The organism is Citrobacter sp. wls718, from assembly GCF_005280945.1.
GTDB classification, from domain to species: domain Bacteria; phylum Pseudomonadota; class Gammaproteobacteria; order Enterobacterales; family Enterobacteriaceae; genus Citrobacter; species Citrobacter gillenii.
Genome location: NZ_SZWV01000069.1, coordinates 78,568 through 93,867 on the forward strand (window position 1 = coordinate 78,568; position 15,300 = coordinate 93,867).

A 15,300-nucleotide genomic window follows, 5' to 3' on the forward strand; every position below is an offset into this window, starting at 1 on the left:
AACACCGACGACACTAGCAGTTGGGTGTACGGATGATGCGGATCGTCGAGCACGCGGTCGGTTAATCCACTTTCCACCACCTGACCCTGTTTCATCACCAGTAAACGGTCTGCCAGCAGGCGCGCCACGCCCAAATCATGGGTGACAATCACTACGGCCAGATCCAGTTCCACCACCAGGCCGCGCAGCAGGTCCAGCAGTTTGGCCTGTACCGAGACGTCCAGCCCACCGGTGGGTTCATCCATAAATACCAGCCTGGGATGGGTGACGAGGTTGCGGGCAATCTGTAAACGTTGCTGCATGCCGCCGGAGAAGGTGGTGGGCAGATCGTCGATGCGCGAGGCGGGAATTTCGACGTCGGTCAGCCAGCGCTGCGCGGTAGCGCGAATGTCGCCATAGTGGCGTGCGCCGGTGGCCATCAGGCGTTCGCCGATATTACCGCCCGCCGAAACCTGACGGCGCAGGCCGTCCATCGGGTGCTGATGTACCACGCCCCATTCGGTGCGCAGCAGGCGGCGACGGTCGGCTTCGCTCATGCCGTACAGCGAACGGTTCTGATACACAATTTCGCCAGACTGCGGCGTCAGGCGCGAGGAAATCGACTTCAGTAGGGTTGTTTTGCCGGAACCGGACTCGCCCACAATGCCCAGCACTTCGCCAGGCCACAGGTCAAAAGAGACATCGCTGAAGCCTTTGCCCGGCGCGTAGAGATGGGTCAGGTTATTGACGGAAAGCAGCGGTTGCGTCATTGGCTAAGGGCCTCGCTCTGTTGGCGGCAGTAGTCGGTGTCGGAGCAGACAAACATCCGTTTGCCGCTGTCGTCGAGCACCACTTCATCGAGATAGCTGTGGGTGGAACCGCAGATGGCGCAGGGTTCATCCCAGCTCTGCACGGTAAACGGGTGATCGTCGAAATCGAGGCTCTCGACTCGGGTATACGGCGGTACGGCGTAGATGCGTTTTTCACGCCCGGCCCCGAACAGCTGCAGCGCGGGCATCCTGTCCATTTTCGGGTTGTCGAATTTTGGGATGGGTGACGGATCCATCACGTAGCGCCCGTTGACCTTGACCGGATAGGCGTAGGTGGTGGCGATATGGCCGAAGCGGGCGATATCCTCATACAGCTTCACCTGCATCACGCCGTACTCTTCCAGCGCGTGCATGGTGCGGGTTTCCGTCTCGCGTGGCTCGATAAAGCGCAGCGGTTCGGGGATCGGCACCTGGAAAATAATAATCTGATCTTCCGTGAGCGGCGTTTCCGGGATGCGGTGACGGGTCTGAATAAGCGTCGCGTCGCAGGTCGCGTCGGTGGTGTTTACCCCGGTTACGTGCCTGAAAAAGTTGCGAATGGACACCGCGTTGGTGGTGTCATCCGCGCCCTGGTCGATGACCTTCAGCACGTCAGCTTCACCTATCACGCTGGCGGTAAGCTGAATACCGCCGGTGCCCCAGCCGTAGGGCATGGGCATTTCACGCCCGCCGAACGGCACCTGATACCCCGGAATGGCGACCGCTTTCAGCAGTGCCCGGCGGATCATGCGTTTCGTTTGTTCATCGAGATAAGCAAAATTGTAGCCGGAAAGATTAGCGGTCACGGACGGCCTCCTGTTGCAGGCGTTTGAGCAGTTCCAGCTCGGCCTGGAAATCGACGTAGTGGGGGAGTTTGAGGTGGGAAACAAAACCCGCCGCCTCGACGTTATCCGCATGCGCCAGCACGAACTCTTCGTCCTGCGCCGGTCCCGTGACCGTTTCATCGTAGTCGGGTGCCTGTAGGGCGCGGTCTACCAGCGCCATTGCCATCGCTTTGCGTTCGCTCATGCCGAACACCAGCCCGTAGCCGCGGGTAAAATGGGGAGAGTCATTTTCTGGCGCGACAAAGCCGTTCACCATTTCGCATTCGGTCATCAGCAGTTCGCCGACGTTTACCGCAAATCCCAGCTCTTCCGCTACTATTTCCAGCGCCACATAGCCGCTGCGGATCTCGGCGGCAAACGGGTGATTGCGCCCGTAGCCGCGCTGGGTGGAGTAAGCCAGCGCCAGCAGATACCCTTCGTCGCCGCGCATTAGCTGTTGCAGGCGCGAGGCGCGCGAGCAGGGGTACACCGGCGGCGTGCGGGTGATGTCATCGGGCTGAGCGCCGTCGTCCTCTTCGTGCTTCGCCAGCCCCTGATTTTCCAGCAGGGAGAAGACGTGCGGGGCGGCGTCCTGTTCACTCTCCGCGGCGCGCAGCGGCGGCGTCTCGCCGTTGGCCAGCAGAGTGAAATCAAGCAGGCGGTGGGTATAGTCGTAAGTTGAACCCAGCAACTGCCCGCCGGGAATATCCTTGTAGACGGCGGAAATACGCCGTTCCAGGCGCATCTCTGCGCTGTTGACCGGCTCGCTCACCGCCAGTTTTGCCAGCGTCGTGCGGTAAGCGCGTAGCAAAAAGATGGCTTCAATGTTGTCGCCGCTGGCCTGCTTGAGCGCCAGTGCCGCCAGTTCACGGTCGGCGATACCGCCTTCAGTCATGACCCGGTCAACGGCGAGGTTCATCTGCTGTTCGATTTGCGCCACGCTCAGTTCGGCAATGTGCGCATCGCCCCGGCGTCGGTTCTCCTGCAGCGCGTGGGCGTTGGCTATTGCCTTCTCGCCCCCTTTGACGGCAACGTACATCAGCACACCTCCACGTGGGTGGTTCGCGGAATAGCCAGCAGCCGTTCGCCGCAGGTGAGGATCAGATCAATCCCCAGCGGGAACGGATGCGGGCGCTCGGTCAGTTCATGAATCAGGCATTCCGGTAATTGCGGGGCGATCATCCGTTCTTCGGCGATACCGGCCCCGGTCAGGCGCAGCATGCGTCCGCCGCTTAAGCCCGCGATCTGCACAATCAGGGTCGCGCTGGTCTCTGGTGCTACGGCGGAACCGGAAGAGAGGGCGTTGAGCTGTTCGCTGCTAATGCGATTGTCGGCGATGGCAAAGGCCGCCTGCTGCGGTTGTTCTACCAGTGGGGCATTGGTGTGAAAACGCAGGTTCTGTCGGGCAATGTCGTTATCCATGGCTGGAGCCAGCCACACCGGGGTGTCACCGTCGACCAGGGTCAGCAGCACGCTGGTGGTTGCCAGACCCAGCGGCTGCCAGCCGTGTTTCAGCTGATGCAGGGCGACAATCACCCCCGGTTCGCTCATGGCTTTTAGCAGGCGACGAAAGCACTGCTGCGCATCCTGGACGGGTAAATTAAAGGCGCTCTGTAGTGCCGTAGATCGTGTCATGCGTTATCTCCGCGTACCAGTGTGAAGAAGTCGACCCGGCTGGCGTTGACTTCGGCACGGCGAGCGTTAATTAGCGCATCGCGTTCCGCTTCCAGCGGGGTAATTAAGGTTTCCATTACGCTCTGGAAATACGTCTGTTCCTGCAGCAGTGCGTCAATCACGGCGCACTGCTCGGCGTGGGGTTTGTTGCGTCCCAGCAGGTAGCTATAACCCAGCGTGCCGCTCTTCAGGCGTACGACGGCGCGCGTTATCGTGGTATCACCGGCAAAAAAACGGTTGCCGGTGCCGCCTATGCGGGCCTGGATCTGCATCAGCCCGCTTTCCGGTGCGCGGATAAGTTCATATTCTGGTGTCAGTTTCAGCGCGTTGACGCGCGCATTCAGGTCTTCAGCGTTGCTGTAAGCCAGCGCGCGCATCCAGCGCTGGCGGGTGGCGGTATCAAGGTGCATTCAGTGCTCCATGGTGAATTCGATCATGTCGGCGCGGGTCAGGCTGACGGAGTATTCCGTCGCGTGTTCTTCGCCTTCACGGTGGTTCAGGGTGCGCACGCACAGCAGCGGCGCCATGTTGGGGATTTCCAGTACCTTGCTCTCTTTGGCCTGCGCGCGGCGGGCGCTGATGCGTGTTTGCGTGCGCAGTAACATCAGACCCAACTGCTCGCGCAGGTAGTCGTGCAGTGAGCCGTGGTTAAAGCCCTGCAACAGCGGCCAGAGGGTGAGGTCGGAAAAATAGTGGTCGATAAGACAGAGCGCGATGCCGTTCACCCGGCGCAGGGTGCGCAAATGGATGACGTTGTCGCCCTCAGTGACGCTGAGCGCGTCGGCAATATGGCTCGAGGCCGGGCGCAGCACCGCCAGCAACTTCTCGCTGGTGGGATGGCTGCCCTGGTCCAGCAGGTTCTGACTGAAGCGCGCCTGGGCATTCAGTGGGTAATCGAACGGGCGCATCAGCACCAGCACGCCGACGCCCTGACGACGCTGCACCCAGCCGCGTTCGACCAACTGGTCAATGGCGCGGCGCAACGTGTGGCGGTTGACCGCGTAGCGGGCGGCAAGCTGATGCTCGGCCGGAAGGTAGTCACCGCAGCGATAATGTTGACGAAGCTCCTGCTCAAGTCTGGCGGCAATTTCCTGATAACGCGTCGGATAACTGGTCGGATGTGTAGACAAGTGCATAGCAATCAATGCCTCGCTGTTTAGATGAAGTGCTTACGCAAACGCTGAGAGAGGAAATCCAGCAGGCTGACGGTGACGATGATTAACACCATCAGGGCGCAGGTTTGCTGGAACTGAAAGCCGCGAATCGCCTCCCATAACGTCACGCCGATGCCGCCTGCGCCAACCATGCCGACCACCGTGGCGGAGCGGACGTTGGACTCAAAGCGGTACAGCGAGTAGGAGATGAGCAGCGGCATGACCTGCGGTAGAACGCCGTAGAGGATCTCTTCAATTTTGTTGGCACCCGTGGCGCGAATGCCTTCGACCGGACCCGGCTCAATGGCTTCTACCGCCTCGGAAAGCAGTTTGGAGAGCACCCCGGTGGTGTGGATAAACAGCGCCATCACCCCGGCGAACGGCCCGAGACCGACCGCAACCACAAACAGCATGGCGAAGACCATTTCGTTGATGGCGCGGCAGGCGTCCATCAGGCGACGCATCGGCTGGTAAATCCACCACGGCACCAGGTTGTCGGCGCACATCAGGCCGAAAGGAATCGACAGCACCACGGCGAGGGCGGTCCCCCAGACGGCGATTTGCAGGGTGATGGCCATTTCGCTGAGATAGTCCTGCCACTGGCTGAAGTCCGGCGGGAAGAAGTCAGCGGCGAAGGTCGCCATATTGCCGGAATCCTCGATCAGCGTGAGTGGAGTCATTTCGGCCCCTTTCCACGATACGACCAGCACGGCGAGAAGAATGGCCCAGCTCAGCAGCGAGAACCAGCTACGCTTGGGCGGGGCGACGGTGATGGTTTGCATATTTGGCTCCGTTGGAACAGGTGTTTGCGTTGTAGGCCGGATAAGGTGTTTGCACCGCCATCCGGCATTTACGCGATTGCCTGATGGCGCTGCGCTTATCAGGCCTACAAATCACTGCACCGCTTTATTTACGCTGGTCATGGCACCCAGCGCGGCGGTCAGGCGGTCGAGATCATCCAGTTGTGCTTTAATCACCGAGGTTTTGCTGGTTTTCTCTTCCGCGTTCAGGCCCTTGTTGTCCTTCACGCCCTGCATCTCTTTAAACAGCGCCAGCTGGCGAATCGGTACCAGTTGCAGATCGCTGGAGGCACGGAACGGCGCCCAGCCCAGGCGTTCCAACGTGGCTTTCTCTTCCGGCGTTTTGCCATAGCTCATGAAGAAGTCGTACACCTTGTCCTTGGTGGTTTCGGAGAGGTTTTTGCGCCAGACGATCGGATCGCCTGGGATCAGCGGCGATTTCCAGATCACCTTCAGCGCTTTCAATTTTTCTGGTGCAGAGGTTTTTAACTTGTCGAGGTTTTCGGTGTTGTTGGTGGCAACATCCACCTGCTTGTTGGCGACGGCCAGGGCGTTAGTTTCATGCCCGGCGTTAACGGTGCGCTTGAAGTCGCTGGCAGCAATGTTGTTTTTCGCGAAGACGTAGTAACCGGGGACGAGGTAGCCCGAGGTGGAGTTTGGATCGCCGTTACCGAAGGTTAGATCCTTACGTTTGGCGATCAGATCGTTCAGGTTGTTGATCGGACTGTCTTTATTGACGATCAATACGCTCCAGTAACCCGGCGATCCGTCTGCTGCGACGGTCTGGGCGAAGACCTGTCCATTGGCGCGATCCACCGCTTCCATCGCCGAGAGGTTGCCGTACCAGGCGATATCGACTTTGTTAAAGCGCATGCCCTGGATGATCCCGGCGTAGTCCGGGGCGAAGAAGGCATTCACTTTTACGCCCAGCGATTTTTCCATGTCCTTCAGGAACGGTTCCCACTGTGGCTTCAGGTTTTGCTGTGATTCGGTCGAAATAATGCCAAAGTTCAGCGCTTTTTCCTGTTCTTCGGCATATGCCGGGCTTAAGAAGGTGCTGAGACTAAACATGCTGGTGAAGGCCAGCGCGGCAACTGTCTTATAACTCATTTCCATTCCTCATTGTGGGGATGTCAGGCAGCCTGTGCGTTCTGGTCGACGCGGTTCATGCTGCGGTAGAGATGGTCAAAACGTTCGTTATCAAACTGCTGGCTGCTGCCGTCGTAGAAGACGTGTCCCTGGCGCAGCGCAACAATGCGTTCGCAGTAGCGCAGGGCGTAATCCACCTGATGCAGCGTGACCACGACGGTGATGCCGTCGGTCTGGTTAATGTCGCGCAGGGTGTCCATCACGATGCGTGCAGATTCCGGGTCCAGCGAGGCAATCGGCTCATCGGCGAGGATCACTTTTGCCTGTTGCATCAGGGCGCGGGCGATGGCGACGCGCTGCTGCTGTCCGCCGGAGAGCGTAGAAACGCGCTGGTAGGCAAAGTGCGCCATGCCAACGCGGGTCAGCGCCTGTAACGCCCGTTGCTTCTGCTGTGGCGTAAACCAGCTAAAACAGGTGCGCCAGAACGGCGTGCTGCCGAGGGCGCCAATCAGCACGTTCTCCAGCACGGTGAGACGGTTCACCAGATTGAACTGTTGGAAGATATAGCCCGTGTGGGCACGGCTTTTGCGGATGTCACGCGCCAGTCGGCCTTCACGTTGTACCGTGCGGCCTAATAGCTCGACGTGGCTACCTGGCGATTTATCACCGGTAATCAACCCGCTTAAATGACGTAAAAGGGTGGATTTGCCGGAACCTGATGGCCCAAGCAGAGCCACCATCTCACCGGAATGGATAGTCAGATCAACCGCATTCAGCGCCTGATGATGATTGAATGATTTGGAGAGTTTCTCGACGCGAATAACCGTTTGCATGATGCGGCCTCCCTAAAAAAGTGGCCCCATCGTGGCGGATTAATGTGACATTTTCGTTAAGGGATGGTTACTCGAAGATGAAGAGTTGAGCGATATTTGATGACAGTACGGGAGGGCAAGCCTCCCGTAGGATTACTCCGTGGGGGGCTGCTGTTGTTTGACGACGTTGATCATCCACGGCACACCGTACTGGTCGGTGACTTTACCGAAACCGTGCGCCCAGAATGTTTCCTGCCAGTCCATTTCGATTTGACCTGTTGCTGCCAGGTTGTCAAACCAGCGCTTCCCTTCGTTGACATCCTGCGTGTCGAGGACCAGCGTGAATCCGGAGTAATGGGCTTTTCCCGTCGCGACGCCGTCGCTCATCATGATGTCGCTGCCCGCAACACGCAGGTTGGCGTGGGCGATGGCGGTATCGGGGAATTTCATTCCAGAAGGGCAACCCTCTTCACTGTCCTGCGCCGACTGGGGCATTTCACCGAAGTTGATTTTGTAGAGCAGTTCTGCGCCCAGCGTCTGTTGGTAGTACGCAATGGCGTCAGCGCAGTTGCCTGCAAAAGAGATGTAGGGACTTAACGACATGATCTTTACCTCAGGTAAAAGAAGCCCGTTAAGTGTAGTTAGCGTAGGCCTGGTAAGCGAAGCGCCACCGGGCAATAAAAGCCGGATGGCGACTAACGCCTTATCCGGCCAACAAAATTAGTTCTTTTTCACAAACTCGGATTTCAGTTTCATCGGTCCGAATCCATCAATCTTGCAATCGATGTTGTGGTCGCCTTCCACCAGGCGGATGTTTTTCACTTTGGTACCGATCTTCAGCATGGAAGAGCTACCTTTGACCTTCAGATCTTTCACGACGGTTACGCTGTCGCCGTCGGCCAGCAGATTACCGTTAGCGTCTTTCACGATCAGTTCGTCGCTGTCATGCGCGGGTTCAGCATCGTTCCATTCGTGAGCGCATTCCGGGCAGATGAACATGCCGTTATCTTCGTAGGTGTATTCGGAGTTGCATTGTGGGCAGTGTGGTAATGACATGTGGATTTCCTCAAAAGTCAGCAGGGGCAAAAGCGCCCAAAAAATGGCAGATTGCCGAAAAAGGCCGCAATTATACATAAAATCCCTGCGGTTGTCGGGACTACTGACTGATTAAGCGCTGAGGCACGGCGCAGATAAAGGCCTCAATACCTGTACTTTCCACTACTTGCACGTTTGGCGGAATATTTTTTAAGGGAAATTGCTCCGCTTTGTTATTTAAGTTAAGGTGAGGCGAACCACCTGATATTCATTGATAACATGGCTCTCAGAATGGCTTAGTTATTGTAAGTGGATATCGCATCCCCCTTAATTTAGGTAGGGGAATTAAACTGGCATTTTTCAAAACTGAACTACTCTGTTTATCTTTCTTACTTATTACAGTAAGGGAGAGGCATCGGGCCAGCGGTTATAAAACAAATTTAATTTAATAATATCAATTAGTTATTTTGATTTTAATTATTTCCACACGTAATGATAAAAGCCGAAAATTCATAAATAAAAAGATTTGGCTGAATAAAAGTAAGATTATTTGCGTTAAGGAAAAATTTTCCATGTACACACAGACAATATATGAATTAAGTCAGGAAGCTGAACGCTTGCTGATGCTCTCTCTTGACCATCTCAGGCAGTTGAAAAAATTGCCGACGACATCGTTGGATGATGTCGCGTTGAAAAAAGGTGAGCATAGCGGGCACGTACAGCCCCTGCATTTCACTGCGCGTGGCATGGATGTCCAGCAAGCAACGCTCAATAATGAGCTACGGAAGGTCACGCGTCTGGAAATGGTACTGGCCATTGTCGGCACGATGAAAGCGGGAAAGTCGACGACGATTAATGCGATTGTGGGGACGGAAGTGTTACCCAATCGTAATCGTCCGATGACGGCCCTGCCGACGCTGATCCGCCATACGCCAGGCCAGAAAGATCCGGTGTTGTATTTTTCTCATGTCGCGCCGATTGATGCCTTAATGAAAACCTTGCAGCAGCGTGTGCGCGAGTGCGATCGCCAGTCTCTTAGCCATGAGCTGGAAATTGATAAAGATATGAATACGCTGCTGCTACGTATTGAAAACGGTGTGGCGTTCGAGCGCACCTATTTAGGTGCCGAACCTATTTTCCAGTGCCTCAAGAGCCTGAACGATCTGGTGCGTCTGTCAAAAGCGCTGGAGGTTGATTTTCCTTTTTCTGCGTATGCCGCCATTGAGCATATTCCGGTGATTGAGGTTGAGTTTGTGCATTTGGCCGGGCAGGAAAATTATCCGGGGCAGTTAACCCTGCTGGATACGCCGGGGCCGAATGAAGCCGGACAGCCGCACTTACAAAAGATGCTGAAGGAACAGCTGGCGCGGGCGTCTGCGGTACTGGCGGTGATGGACTATACCCAACTGAAGTCGATTTCGGATGAGGAAGTGCGCCAGGCGATCACCGCGGTGGGTAAATCGGTACCGCTGTATGCTCTGGTCAATAAATTCGATCAAAAAGACCGTAATAGCGATGATGAAGAGCAGGTGCGGGCGCTGATTTCTGGCACGTTGATGAAGGGCGGTATTACGCCTGAGCGTATTTATCCGGTGTCTTCCATGTGGGGGTATCTGGCGAACCGCGCACGTCATGAACTGATGACTCACGGGCGGCTGCCGGATCACCAGCAACAACGTTGGGTACAGGATTTTGCCGAAGCGGCGCTGGGTCGGCGTTGGCGTACCGCCGATCTGGATGATACCGAGCATATTCGGCATGCTGCCGATTTACTGTGGCAAGACTCGCTGTTTGAGCAGCCGATTCAGAATGTTATTTATGCCGCCTACGCGAATGCCTCGCTCTATGCGCTCCGCTCCGCGTCCCATAAGCTGTTGAATTATGCGCAAAGCGCACACGAATACCTTGAGTTTCGCTATCACGGATTAACGGTCGCGTGTGACAAGCTGCAGCTGAACATCGACCATATTGAAGAGGATATGCAGCAGATCCAGGTGGGTCAGGAGCAGGTCAGCGATGAGGTTAAACACGAAGTTGATCTGGCACTGGAGGCGACCACCGCGTTTCTCAATCAGCAGCAGGCTGAGATCCTGGGCAGTATCGATAGGCTGTTTGAAAAAGAAAGCGTGCTGAGGATGTCACGACACGGTATGGGGTCGGGCGTTGCGGCGGCGGAAATGGCCGGAGAAATGCTGGTGCTGCATGATGAAGGGCAAGCGAAAATTGTGTTAGATAAAATTCGTTCCGCCTGTGAAGTCGTCCTGCTGGCGGCACAGGACAGTATCAGCCGCGATTTAGCCCTGCGCTTTGAGCAACTTGAGTCGACGTTGTCGCGGGCGTTAAATGACGCCATACGACCCATTGAGCAGCGGGTGAAAGAGGAGTTGAGCCATGCCGGATTCCGTGCCCGGATCCGCTTTCCGGCGTTTCATTCGGCGATGTTTAACTTCAATACCCGCCAGTTGTTTAACGAAGCGATTGAGCAGGATACGCCGTTGGATGAAGGCACATCCTCCGCGGGCGGAGTGCGGGATACGTTCTCACGTTGGCTGAATCAGCCGAACTGGGGATGGAATGATGATGTCGCCGCAAAAACGCGGTACCTGATTGATATCAACGCACTGCACAACAGCCTTGGGCAGTACGTTACGCTGTTTTGCCAACAAATTCGTAAAGCTTTAGTGGCGCAGGTCGATATTTCCGTTACGGCTGGCATGGCGACGTTTTTTGCCGATTTCTCGCTGTGTCTGACGCAATTGCAGGCGAGCCTGCGTGAGAGTCTGATCCTGCGTCAGCAAAATGAATCTGCTGTGAGCGCATTGAGTGAACAACTGCAGCACCGTATTACGATTGCGTCATGGATTTATGAAGACTCCCGCTTGCTACGTGATGATATCCATACCCTTTTTGCAGCTGAGCATACATGACTAACGTGTTACTGGAAGGCCCCGGGCGGGCGCTGGAGTGCGTCTACCCAAAGTTTATGGTCGATCTGGTTCAGGGAGATGAAACCAAACGTTCCGGCGGTTTTCTGCAACAGCAGCAGCGTCTGCGCGCGCGCCTGACGCAGGAAGTGTTATCCCAGACACAGCTGCGGGCGTGGGTTCTGGCGGGCGTCTCCAGCGAGAATCTGATGATGCGCCTGAAGCTGGTGGAAAAACTGGCGAGCATGATTGACCCCGGTCATCTGGCGCTGGTGCGTATTACCGAAGGATTGGCGTTCCTGCAAGAGACGGAACGTCCGCGCGGGCAATCCACGCCCGGCATTATGCAGCAGATCAATACGCTCTCCAGCTGGTTTAGCCAACGCAGTGCTTATAAAGAGAAGGCGCTGACGCAGCGCGGGCTGACCGTTCAGGCGGGTGAACACAGCGAACAAATTTTTACCCGTTGGCGGGCGGGGGCGTATGACGGCTGGTCGCTGCCGGGGCGTTGTTTTGTCGCGCTGGAAGAGCTGCGCTGGGGCGCGTTTGGTGATGCTTGTCGGCTGGGCAATACCGATGTGGTGGCGATGCTCAAAGATAATCTACGCACTATGGCGACCCAGGCGCTGGCGCACAGTGTGAATGCCGCACCCACCACGCGTCATTATTATCATCAATGGCTCAGTTCACCTACCGCTGGGGGATCACGCGAGCATAACGATATGCTGAGTTGGTTGGGCGACTGGTGTGATATGGAGCAGCATCCGGTGAGCGGGTCGGTGACGCAGCGTTGGCAAAATGTGGCGCTGGGGATGCCGCGACTGTGTTCGGCGAAGCGACTGGTGGATGCGATGGTTGAGGAGATTTTTGCACCGTCCCCTCGCAGAGGCTGAGAAGGGACGGTGAGTACGCAGCGGACTTAGTGGTGTAACGAGTCTGCCGGCGCGGTTGTCGATTCTGTGACGACCGGTGTTTTGTTAAAACGTTTGGCGTACAGGGCGGTGATAATCGGGACCAGAATCGCCGTGACAATCACGCTGGCGGCAACCAACGCGGTAGCGGAGGCGGCAACCGGTTCAAATGCCGGGTTAATCTGGGCGATAATGACCGGGTTTGCTACCGCAGCACCGGCTGCAGAAGAAGCCGCTACGCCCGCCGTACCGTTCCCGCCACCAATCACACGGTCAGCAATAATCAGCGGGATACCGGTAATCACGATGACCGCGACACCCAGCAGGATACCCAGCAGACCGGTATCAACGATAACGCTCAGGTTAATGGTGTTCCCCAGTGCGAAACCGAAGAACGGAATCAGTACCGGCGTCGCTTTGCTGAAGAAGGTACGCAGGTCGTGATCCAGGTTACCCAACGTAAAACCAATCAGGAACGGTAATACGGCGCCAACGAAATGGTGTGGCTCAAAGGAGGCGAGACCTGCAGAACCCAGAATGACCATGGTCATCAGCGGGCCGGATTCCAGAGACATCAGGACAAATGCGCCGGACTCTTCTTTAGTGCCGTACTGGTTCATCAGGCTGGCGTACAGACCGCCGTTGGTCATGTCCATTGCAGAGACAATTGCCAGGACGGAAAGACCCGCAAAGAATCCTGTTTGAATACCGGTATCAGGAATGAATGATGCGGCGATCATTGCCACTGCCCAGGCCACGGCGATTTTGGTTAATACCAGCGTACCGGACTTGCGTAATACCGTGCCGGTTGCCCGTAAATCAATAGAAGCACCAATACAAAAGAACCACACGGCCAGAATGGGAACGGTGCCGCTAATCATCCCTTTAGTAAATGAACCGAAATACGCACCGGTATCGGGAGCTAACGTATTTAACACCGCACCTAATAACAGAGGAATCAACATCATTCCGCCGGGGATGCGTTCAATCGTGGCCTTAATTTTCATAAACGTCCTCATATCTTGTCGCCGATGATAAATGCGCAAGAAAACAAAATATTATTTAAATTCAACAGTTTATTCGTAAGTCTTAACAAAGAAAAACAGCTATCTCTTTGTTTTTTAAAATCTAACGCGGCATACGTTGAGCATGTCATTGCCCCCAGGGATAGTGCGTCTGGAATTAGTGTGCATTCATAAGAACGATGATTCAATCAAAATAAAACAGCGTTTTAGTTATCTTCATCACATATTTCACGCAAAAATTCCTAAAGCTTCCGATTATTAAAAAACCTGTGAATAAGTTGTGACGGGATTAGGTGTTTTTTTGCCTGGCAGGGTAATAATGACGATCGTGATTGTTGATGCTGAAAAGCGATTTTTACTTGTAGTAAATAGGGAATTAATCGCAACCCTGATGTGTAAAAAAGTTGACTAAGAATGACCTTATTTACGCAGGTTGACGAAATGAAATACTATGTGTGAAGTTGATCACAGATTTAAACACTGTTAGGGTAAAGAGGTCATTAACCGCCCAATCAGGCGTCAACAGGTTCGGTTGTACTGCGCATTGCCGTTCAGTGTAAGTAAACCTGCTACGCTTGTTACAGGGATTGCGCCTGTGCATTCCCCGCTCGGCGATGACCTTAGCGCATGCTGCGTTGGGAGAGTCTCGTGCGCGACAGGGCTAAGTCTATGAGGACTGGTATGCTAAAAAGGAAAAAAATAAAACCCATTACGCTTCGCGACGTCACCATTATTGATGACGGTAAACTGCGAAAAGCCATTACCGCAGCGTCGCTGGGTAATGCGATGGAATGGTTCGATTTTGGCGTTTATGGATTTGTTGCTTACGCATTAGGTAAAGTGTTCTTTCCGGGGGCTGACCCCAGCGTGCAGATGGTTGCTGCACTCGCCACCTTCTCCGTTCCCTTTCTGATTCGACCGCTTGGCGGACTGTTCTTCGGTATGCTCGGCGATAAATACGGTCGCCAGAAGATCCTCGCTATCACCATTGTCATTATGTCGATAAGCACCTTCTGTATTGGGCTTATCCCGTCGTATGCCTCGATTGGTATCTGGGCGCCAATATTGCTGCTGCTGTGTAAGATGGCGCAGGGATTCTCGGTGGGCGGGGAATACACCGGTGCTTCGATTTTCGTCGCGGAATATTCCCCGGACCGTAAGCGCGGATTTATGGGCAGCTGGCTGGACTTTGGCTCGATTGCCGGGTTTGTGCTGGGTGCGGGCGTAGTCGTGCTGATCTCGACCGTCGTCGGTGAGGAAAACTTCCTTGAGTGGGGCTGGCGTATTCCGTTCTTCATCGCGCTGCCGTTAGGACTGATTGGTCTGTATCTGCGCCACGCGCTGGAAGAAACCCCGGCGTTTCAGCAGCATGTCGATAAGCTGGAACAGGGCGATCGCCAGGGGCTGCAGGAAGGGCCGAAGGTTTCGTTTAAAGAAATCGCCACTAAACACTGGCGTAGTCTGCTGGCGTGTACCGGTCTGGTGATTGCCACCAACGTCACCTATTACATGCTGCTCACCTACATGCCGAGCTATCTGTCGCATAACCTGCATTACTCTGAAGATCACGGTGTGCTGATTATTATCGCCATTATGATTGGTATGCTGTTTGTGCAACCGATAATGGGGCTGCTCAGTGACCGTTTCGGGCGTCGACCGTTTGTGATCATGGGCAGTATTGCGCTGTTTGTGCTGGCCATCCCGGCCTTCATCCTGATTAACAGTAACGTCATCGGCCTGATTTTTGCCGGTTTACTGATGCTGGCGGTGATCCTCAACTGCTTTACCGGGGTGATGGCGTCAACGTTACCGGCAATGTTCCCGACGCACATTCGTTACAGTGCGCTGGCTGCGGCATTTAATATTTCGGTACTGATTGCTGGTCTGACACCGACGCTGGCCGCCTGGCTGGTGGAAAGTTCGCAGAACCTGATGATGCCGGCTTACTATCTGATGGTGGTTGCGGTGGTCGGTTTAATTACCGGTATGACCATGAAAGAGACCGCTAACCAGCCGCTGAAAGGGGCGACGCCTGCCGCTTCGGATATTCAGGAAGCGAAAGAAATCCTCGGCGAGCACTACGATAATATCGAGCAGAAGATTGAAGATATCGATCAGGAAATTGCGGATTTGCAGGTTAAGCGTTCACGCCTGGTCCAGCAGCATCCGCGTATTGATGAGTAATCGTGTTATTGCCTGATGGCGCGCAGCTTTCAGGCCTACGGGTAGCGTTGTACTCAGTAGGCCGGATAAGGCGTTAGCCG

General features: G+C 55.2%; 15 protein-coding genes. 3 read left to right on the top strand and 12 right to left on the bottom strand.

Annotated features, from left to right (window positions below; translation table 11 throughout):
* The 11 genes from phnK to FDW95_RS14340 form a co-directional block, all read right to left on the bottom strand.
* On the bottom strand, positions 1 to 749 hold a 749-nt coding region (gene phnK / locus FDW95_RS14290), incomplete at its 3' end, for a phosphonate C-P lyase system protein PhnK (protein ID WP_137363536.1).
* Complete coding sequence (phnJ, locus tag FDW95_RS14295) at positions 746 to 1,537, bottom strand: alpha-D-ribose 1-methylphosphonate 5-phosphate C-P-lyase PhnJ (protein WP_137399228.1); 792 nt, start codon at positions 1,535 to 1,537, stop codon at positions 746 to 748. The genes phnJ and phnK, both read right to left, overlap by 4 nt.
* Before the next feature lie 46 nt (positions 1,538 to 1,583).
* Positions 1,584 to 2,651 carry a carbon-phosphorus lyase complex subunit PhnI gene (locus FDW95_RS14300; protein ID WP_115259671.1) on the bottom strand — a complete coding sequence of 356 codons (1,068 nt, stop codon included), beginning with the start codon at positions 2,649 to 2,651 and terminating at the stop codon, positions 1,584 to 1,586.
* Positions 2,651 to 3,247 (bottom strand): phosphonate C-P lyase system protein PhnH, encoded by a 597-nt coding sequence (gene phnH, locus FDW95_RS14305; RefSeq protein WP_096758658.1) that lies wholly within the window; start codon positions 3,245 to 3,247, stop codon positions 2,651 to 2,653. The genes FDW95_RS14300 and phnH overlap by 1 nt, the downstream gene beginning before the upstream one ends.
* Positions 3,244 to 3,696, bottom strand: a complete 453-nt coding sequence (gene phnG / locus FDW95_RS14310; protein WP_115259670.1) for a phosphonate C-P lyase system protein PhnG — start codon at positions 3,694 to 3,696, stop codon at positions 3,244 to 3,246. Before phnG ends, phnH begins: the two co-directional genes overlap by 4 nt.
* A complete protein-coding gene (gene phnF, locus FDW95_RS14315; protein WP_115259669.1) occupies positions 3,697 to 4,422 on the bottom strand; it encodes a phosphonate metabolism transcriptional regulator PhnF in 726 nt (241 codons plus the stop codon).
* Positions 4,423 to 4,442: 20 nt separating this feature from the next.
* Complete coding sequence (gene phnE / locus FDW95_RS14320) at positions 4,443 to 5,222, bottom strand: phosphonate ABC transporter, permease protein PhnE (protein WP_115259668.1); 780 nt, start codon at positions 5,220 to 5,222, stop codon at positions 4,443 to 4,445.
* Between the two features lie 111 nt (positions 5,223 to 5,333).
* The gene (gene phnD, locus FDW95_RS14325; protein WP_096758654.1) at positions 5,334 to 6,350 is read right to left on the bottom strand and encodes a phosphonate ABC transporter substrate-binding protein; all 1,017 of its coding nucleotides are present in this window, start codon (positions 6,348 to 6,350) and stop codon (positions 5,334 to 5,336) included.
* Between the two features lie 23 nt (positions 6,351 to 6,373).
* Positions 6,374 to 7,162: a phosphonate ABC transporter ATP-binding protein gene (phnC, locus tag FDW95_RS14330; RefSeq protein WP_115259667.1), complete on the bottom strand. Its 789-nt coding sequence runs from the start codon at positions 7,160 to 7,162 to the stop codon at positions 6,374 to 6,376.
* Between the two features lie 132 nt (positions 7,163 to 7,294).
* Positions 7,295 to 7,744: a VOC family metalloprotein YjdN gene (yjdN, locus tag FDW95_RS14335; RefSeq protein ID WP_096758652.1), complete on the bottom strand. Its 450-nt coding sequence runs from the start codon at positions 7,742 to 7,744 to the stop codon at positions 7,295 to 7,297.
* Between the two features lie 117 nt (positions 7,745 to 7,861).
* Positions 7,862 to 8,197, bottom strand: coding sequence for a zinc ribbon domain-containing protein YjdM (locus FDW95_RS14340; protein WP_096758651.1), 336 nt, complete (start codon positions 8,195 to 8,197; stop codon positions 7,862 to 7,864).
* A gap of 551 nt (positions 8,198 to 8,748) precedes the next feature.
* On the opposite strand from FDW95_RS14340, the gene crfC reads away from it, so the two are divergent.
* Together crfC and FDW95_RS14350 are read left to right on the top strand one after the other, a co-directional pair.
* A complete protein-coding gene (gene crfC, locus FDW95_RS14345) occupies positions 8,749 to 11,103 on the top strand; it encodes a clamp-binding protein CrfC (RefSeq protein WP_115259666.1) in 2,355 nt (784 codons plus the stop codon).
* Positions 11,100 to 11,993, top strand: coding sequence for a diguanylate cyclase regulator RdcB family protein (locus tag FDW95_RS14350; RefSeq protein ID WP_115259665.1), 894 nt, complete (start codon positions 11,100 to 11,102; stop codon positions 11,991 to 11,993). Before crfC ends, FDW95_RS14350 begins: the two co-directional genes overlap by 4 nt.
* A 26-nt stretch (positions 11,994 to 12,019) precedes the next feature.
* Here the strand turns inward: FDW95_RS14350 and kdgT are convergent, their stop codons facing one another.
* Entirely contained in the window at positions 12,020 to 13,018 is a 999-nt protein-coding gene (gene kdgT / locus FDW95_RS14355) for a 2-keto-3-deoxygluconate transporter (protein ID WP_096758648.1), read from the bottom strand.
* Positions 13,019 to 13,717: 699 nt separating this feature from the next.
* On the opposite strand from kdgT, the gene proP reads away from it, so the two are divergent.
* Positions 13,718 to 15,220 (top strand): glycine betaine/L-proline transporter ProP, encoded by a 1,503-nt coding sequence (gene proP / locus FDW95_RS14360; protein WP_115259664.1) that lies wholly within the window; start codon positions 13,718 to 13,720, stop codon positions 15,218 to 15,220.
* Positions 15,221 to 15,300: the final 80 nt, after the last annotated feature.

Bases quoted from the DNA above. Each gene is read 5' to 3' on its own strand.
- phnJ (WP_137399228.1), bottom strand. From the start codon at position 1,537: ATGATCCGCCGGGCACTGCTGAAAGCGGTCGCCATTCCGGGGTATCAG.
- FDW95_RS14300 (WP_115259671.1), bottom strand. From the start codon at position 2,651: ATGTACGTTGCCGTCAAAGGGGGCGAGAAGGCAATAGCCAACGCCCAC.
- phnH (WP_096758658.1), bottom strand. From the start codon at position 3,247: ATGACACGATCTACGGCACTACAGAGCGCCTTTAATTTACCCGTCCAG.
- phnG (WP_115259670.1), bottom strand. From the start codon at position 3,696: ATGCACCTTGATACCGCCACCCGCCAGCGCTGGATGCGCGCGCTGGCT.
- phnF (WP_115259669.1), bottom strand. From the start codon at position 4,422: ATGCACTTGTCTACACATCCGACCAGTTATCCGACGCGTTATCAGGAA.
- phnE (WP_115259668.1), bottom strand. From the start codon at position 5,222: ATGCAAACCATCACCGTCGCCCCGCCCAAGCGTAGCTGGTTCTCGCTG.
- phnD (WP_096758654.1), bottom strand. From the start codon at position 6,350: ATGAGTTATAAGACAGTTGCCGCGCTGGCCTTCACCAGCATGTTTAGT.
- phnC (WP_115259667.1), bottom strand. From the start codon at position 7,162: ATGCAAACGGTTATTCGCGTCGAGAAACTCTCCAAATCATTCAATCAT.
- yjdN (WP_096758652.1), bottom strand. From the start codon at position 7,744: ATGTCGTTAAGTCCCTACATCTCTTTTGCAGGCAACTGCGCTGACGCC.
- FDW95_RS14340 (WP_096758651.1), bottom strand. From the start codon at position 8,197: ATGTCATTACCACACTGCCCACAATGCAACTCCGAATACACCTACGAA.
- crfC (WP_115259666.1), top strand. From the start codon at position 8,749: ATGTACACACAGACAATATATGAATTAAGTCAGGAAGCTGAACGCTTG.
- FDW95_RS14350 (WP_115259665.1), top strand. From the start codon at position 11,100: ATGACTAACGTGTTACTGGAAGGCCCCGGGCGGGCGCTGGAGTGCGTC.
- kdgT (WP_096758648.1), bottom strand. From the start codon at position 13,018: ATGAAAATTAAGGCCACGATTGAACGCATCCCCGGCGGAATGATGTTG.
- proP (WP_115259664.1), top strand. From the start codon at position 13,718: ATGCTAAAAAGGAAAAAAATAAAACCCATTACGCTTCGCGACGTCACC.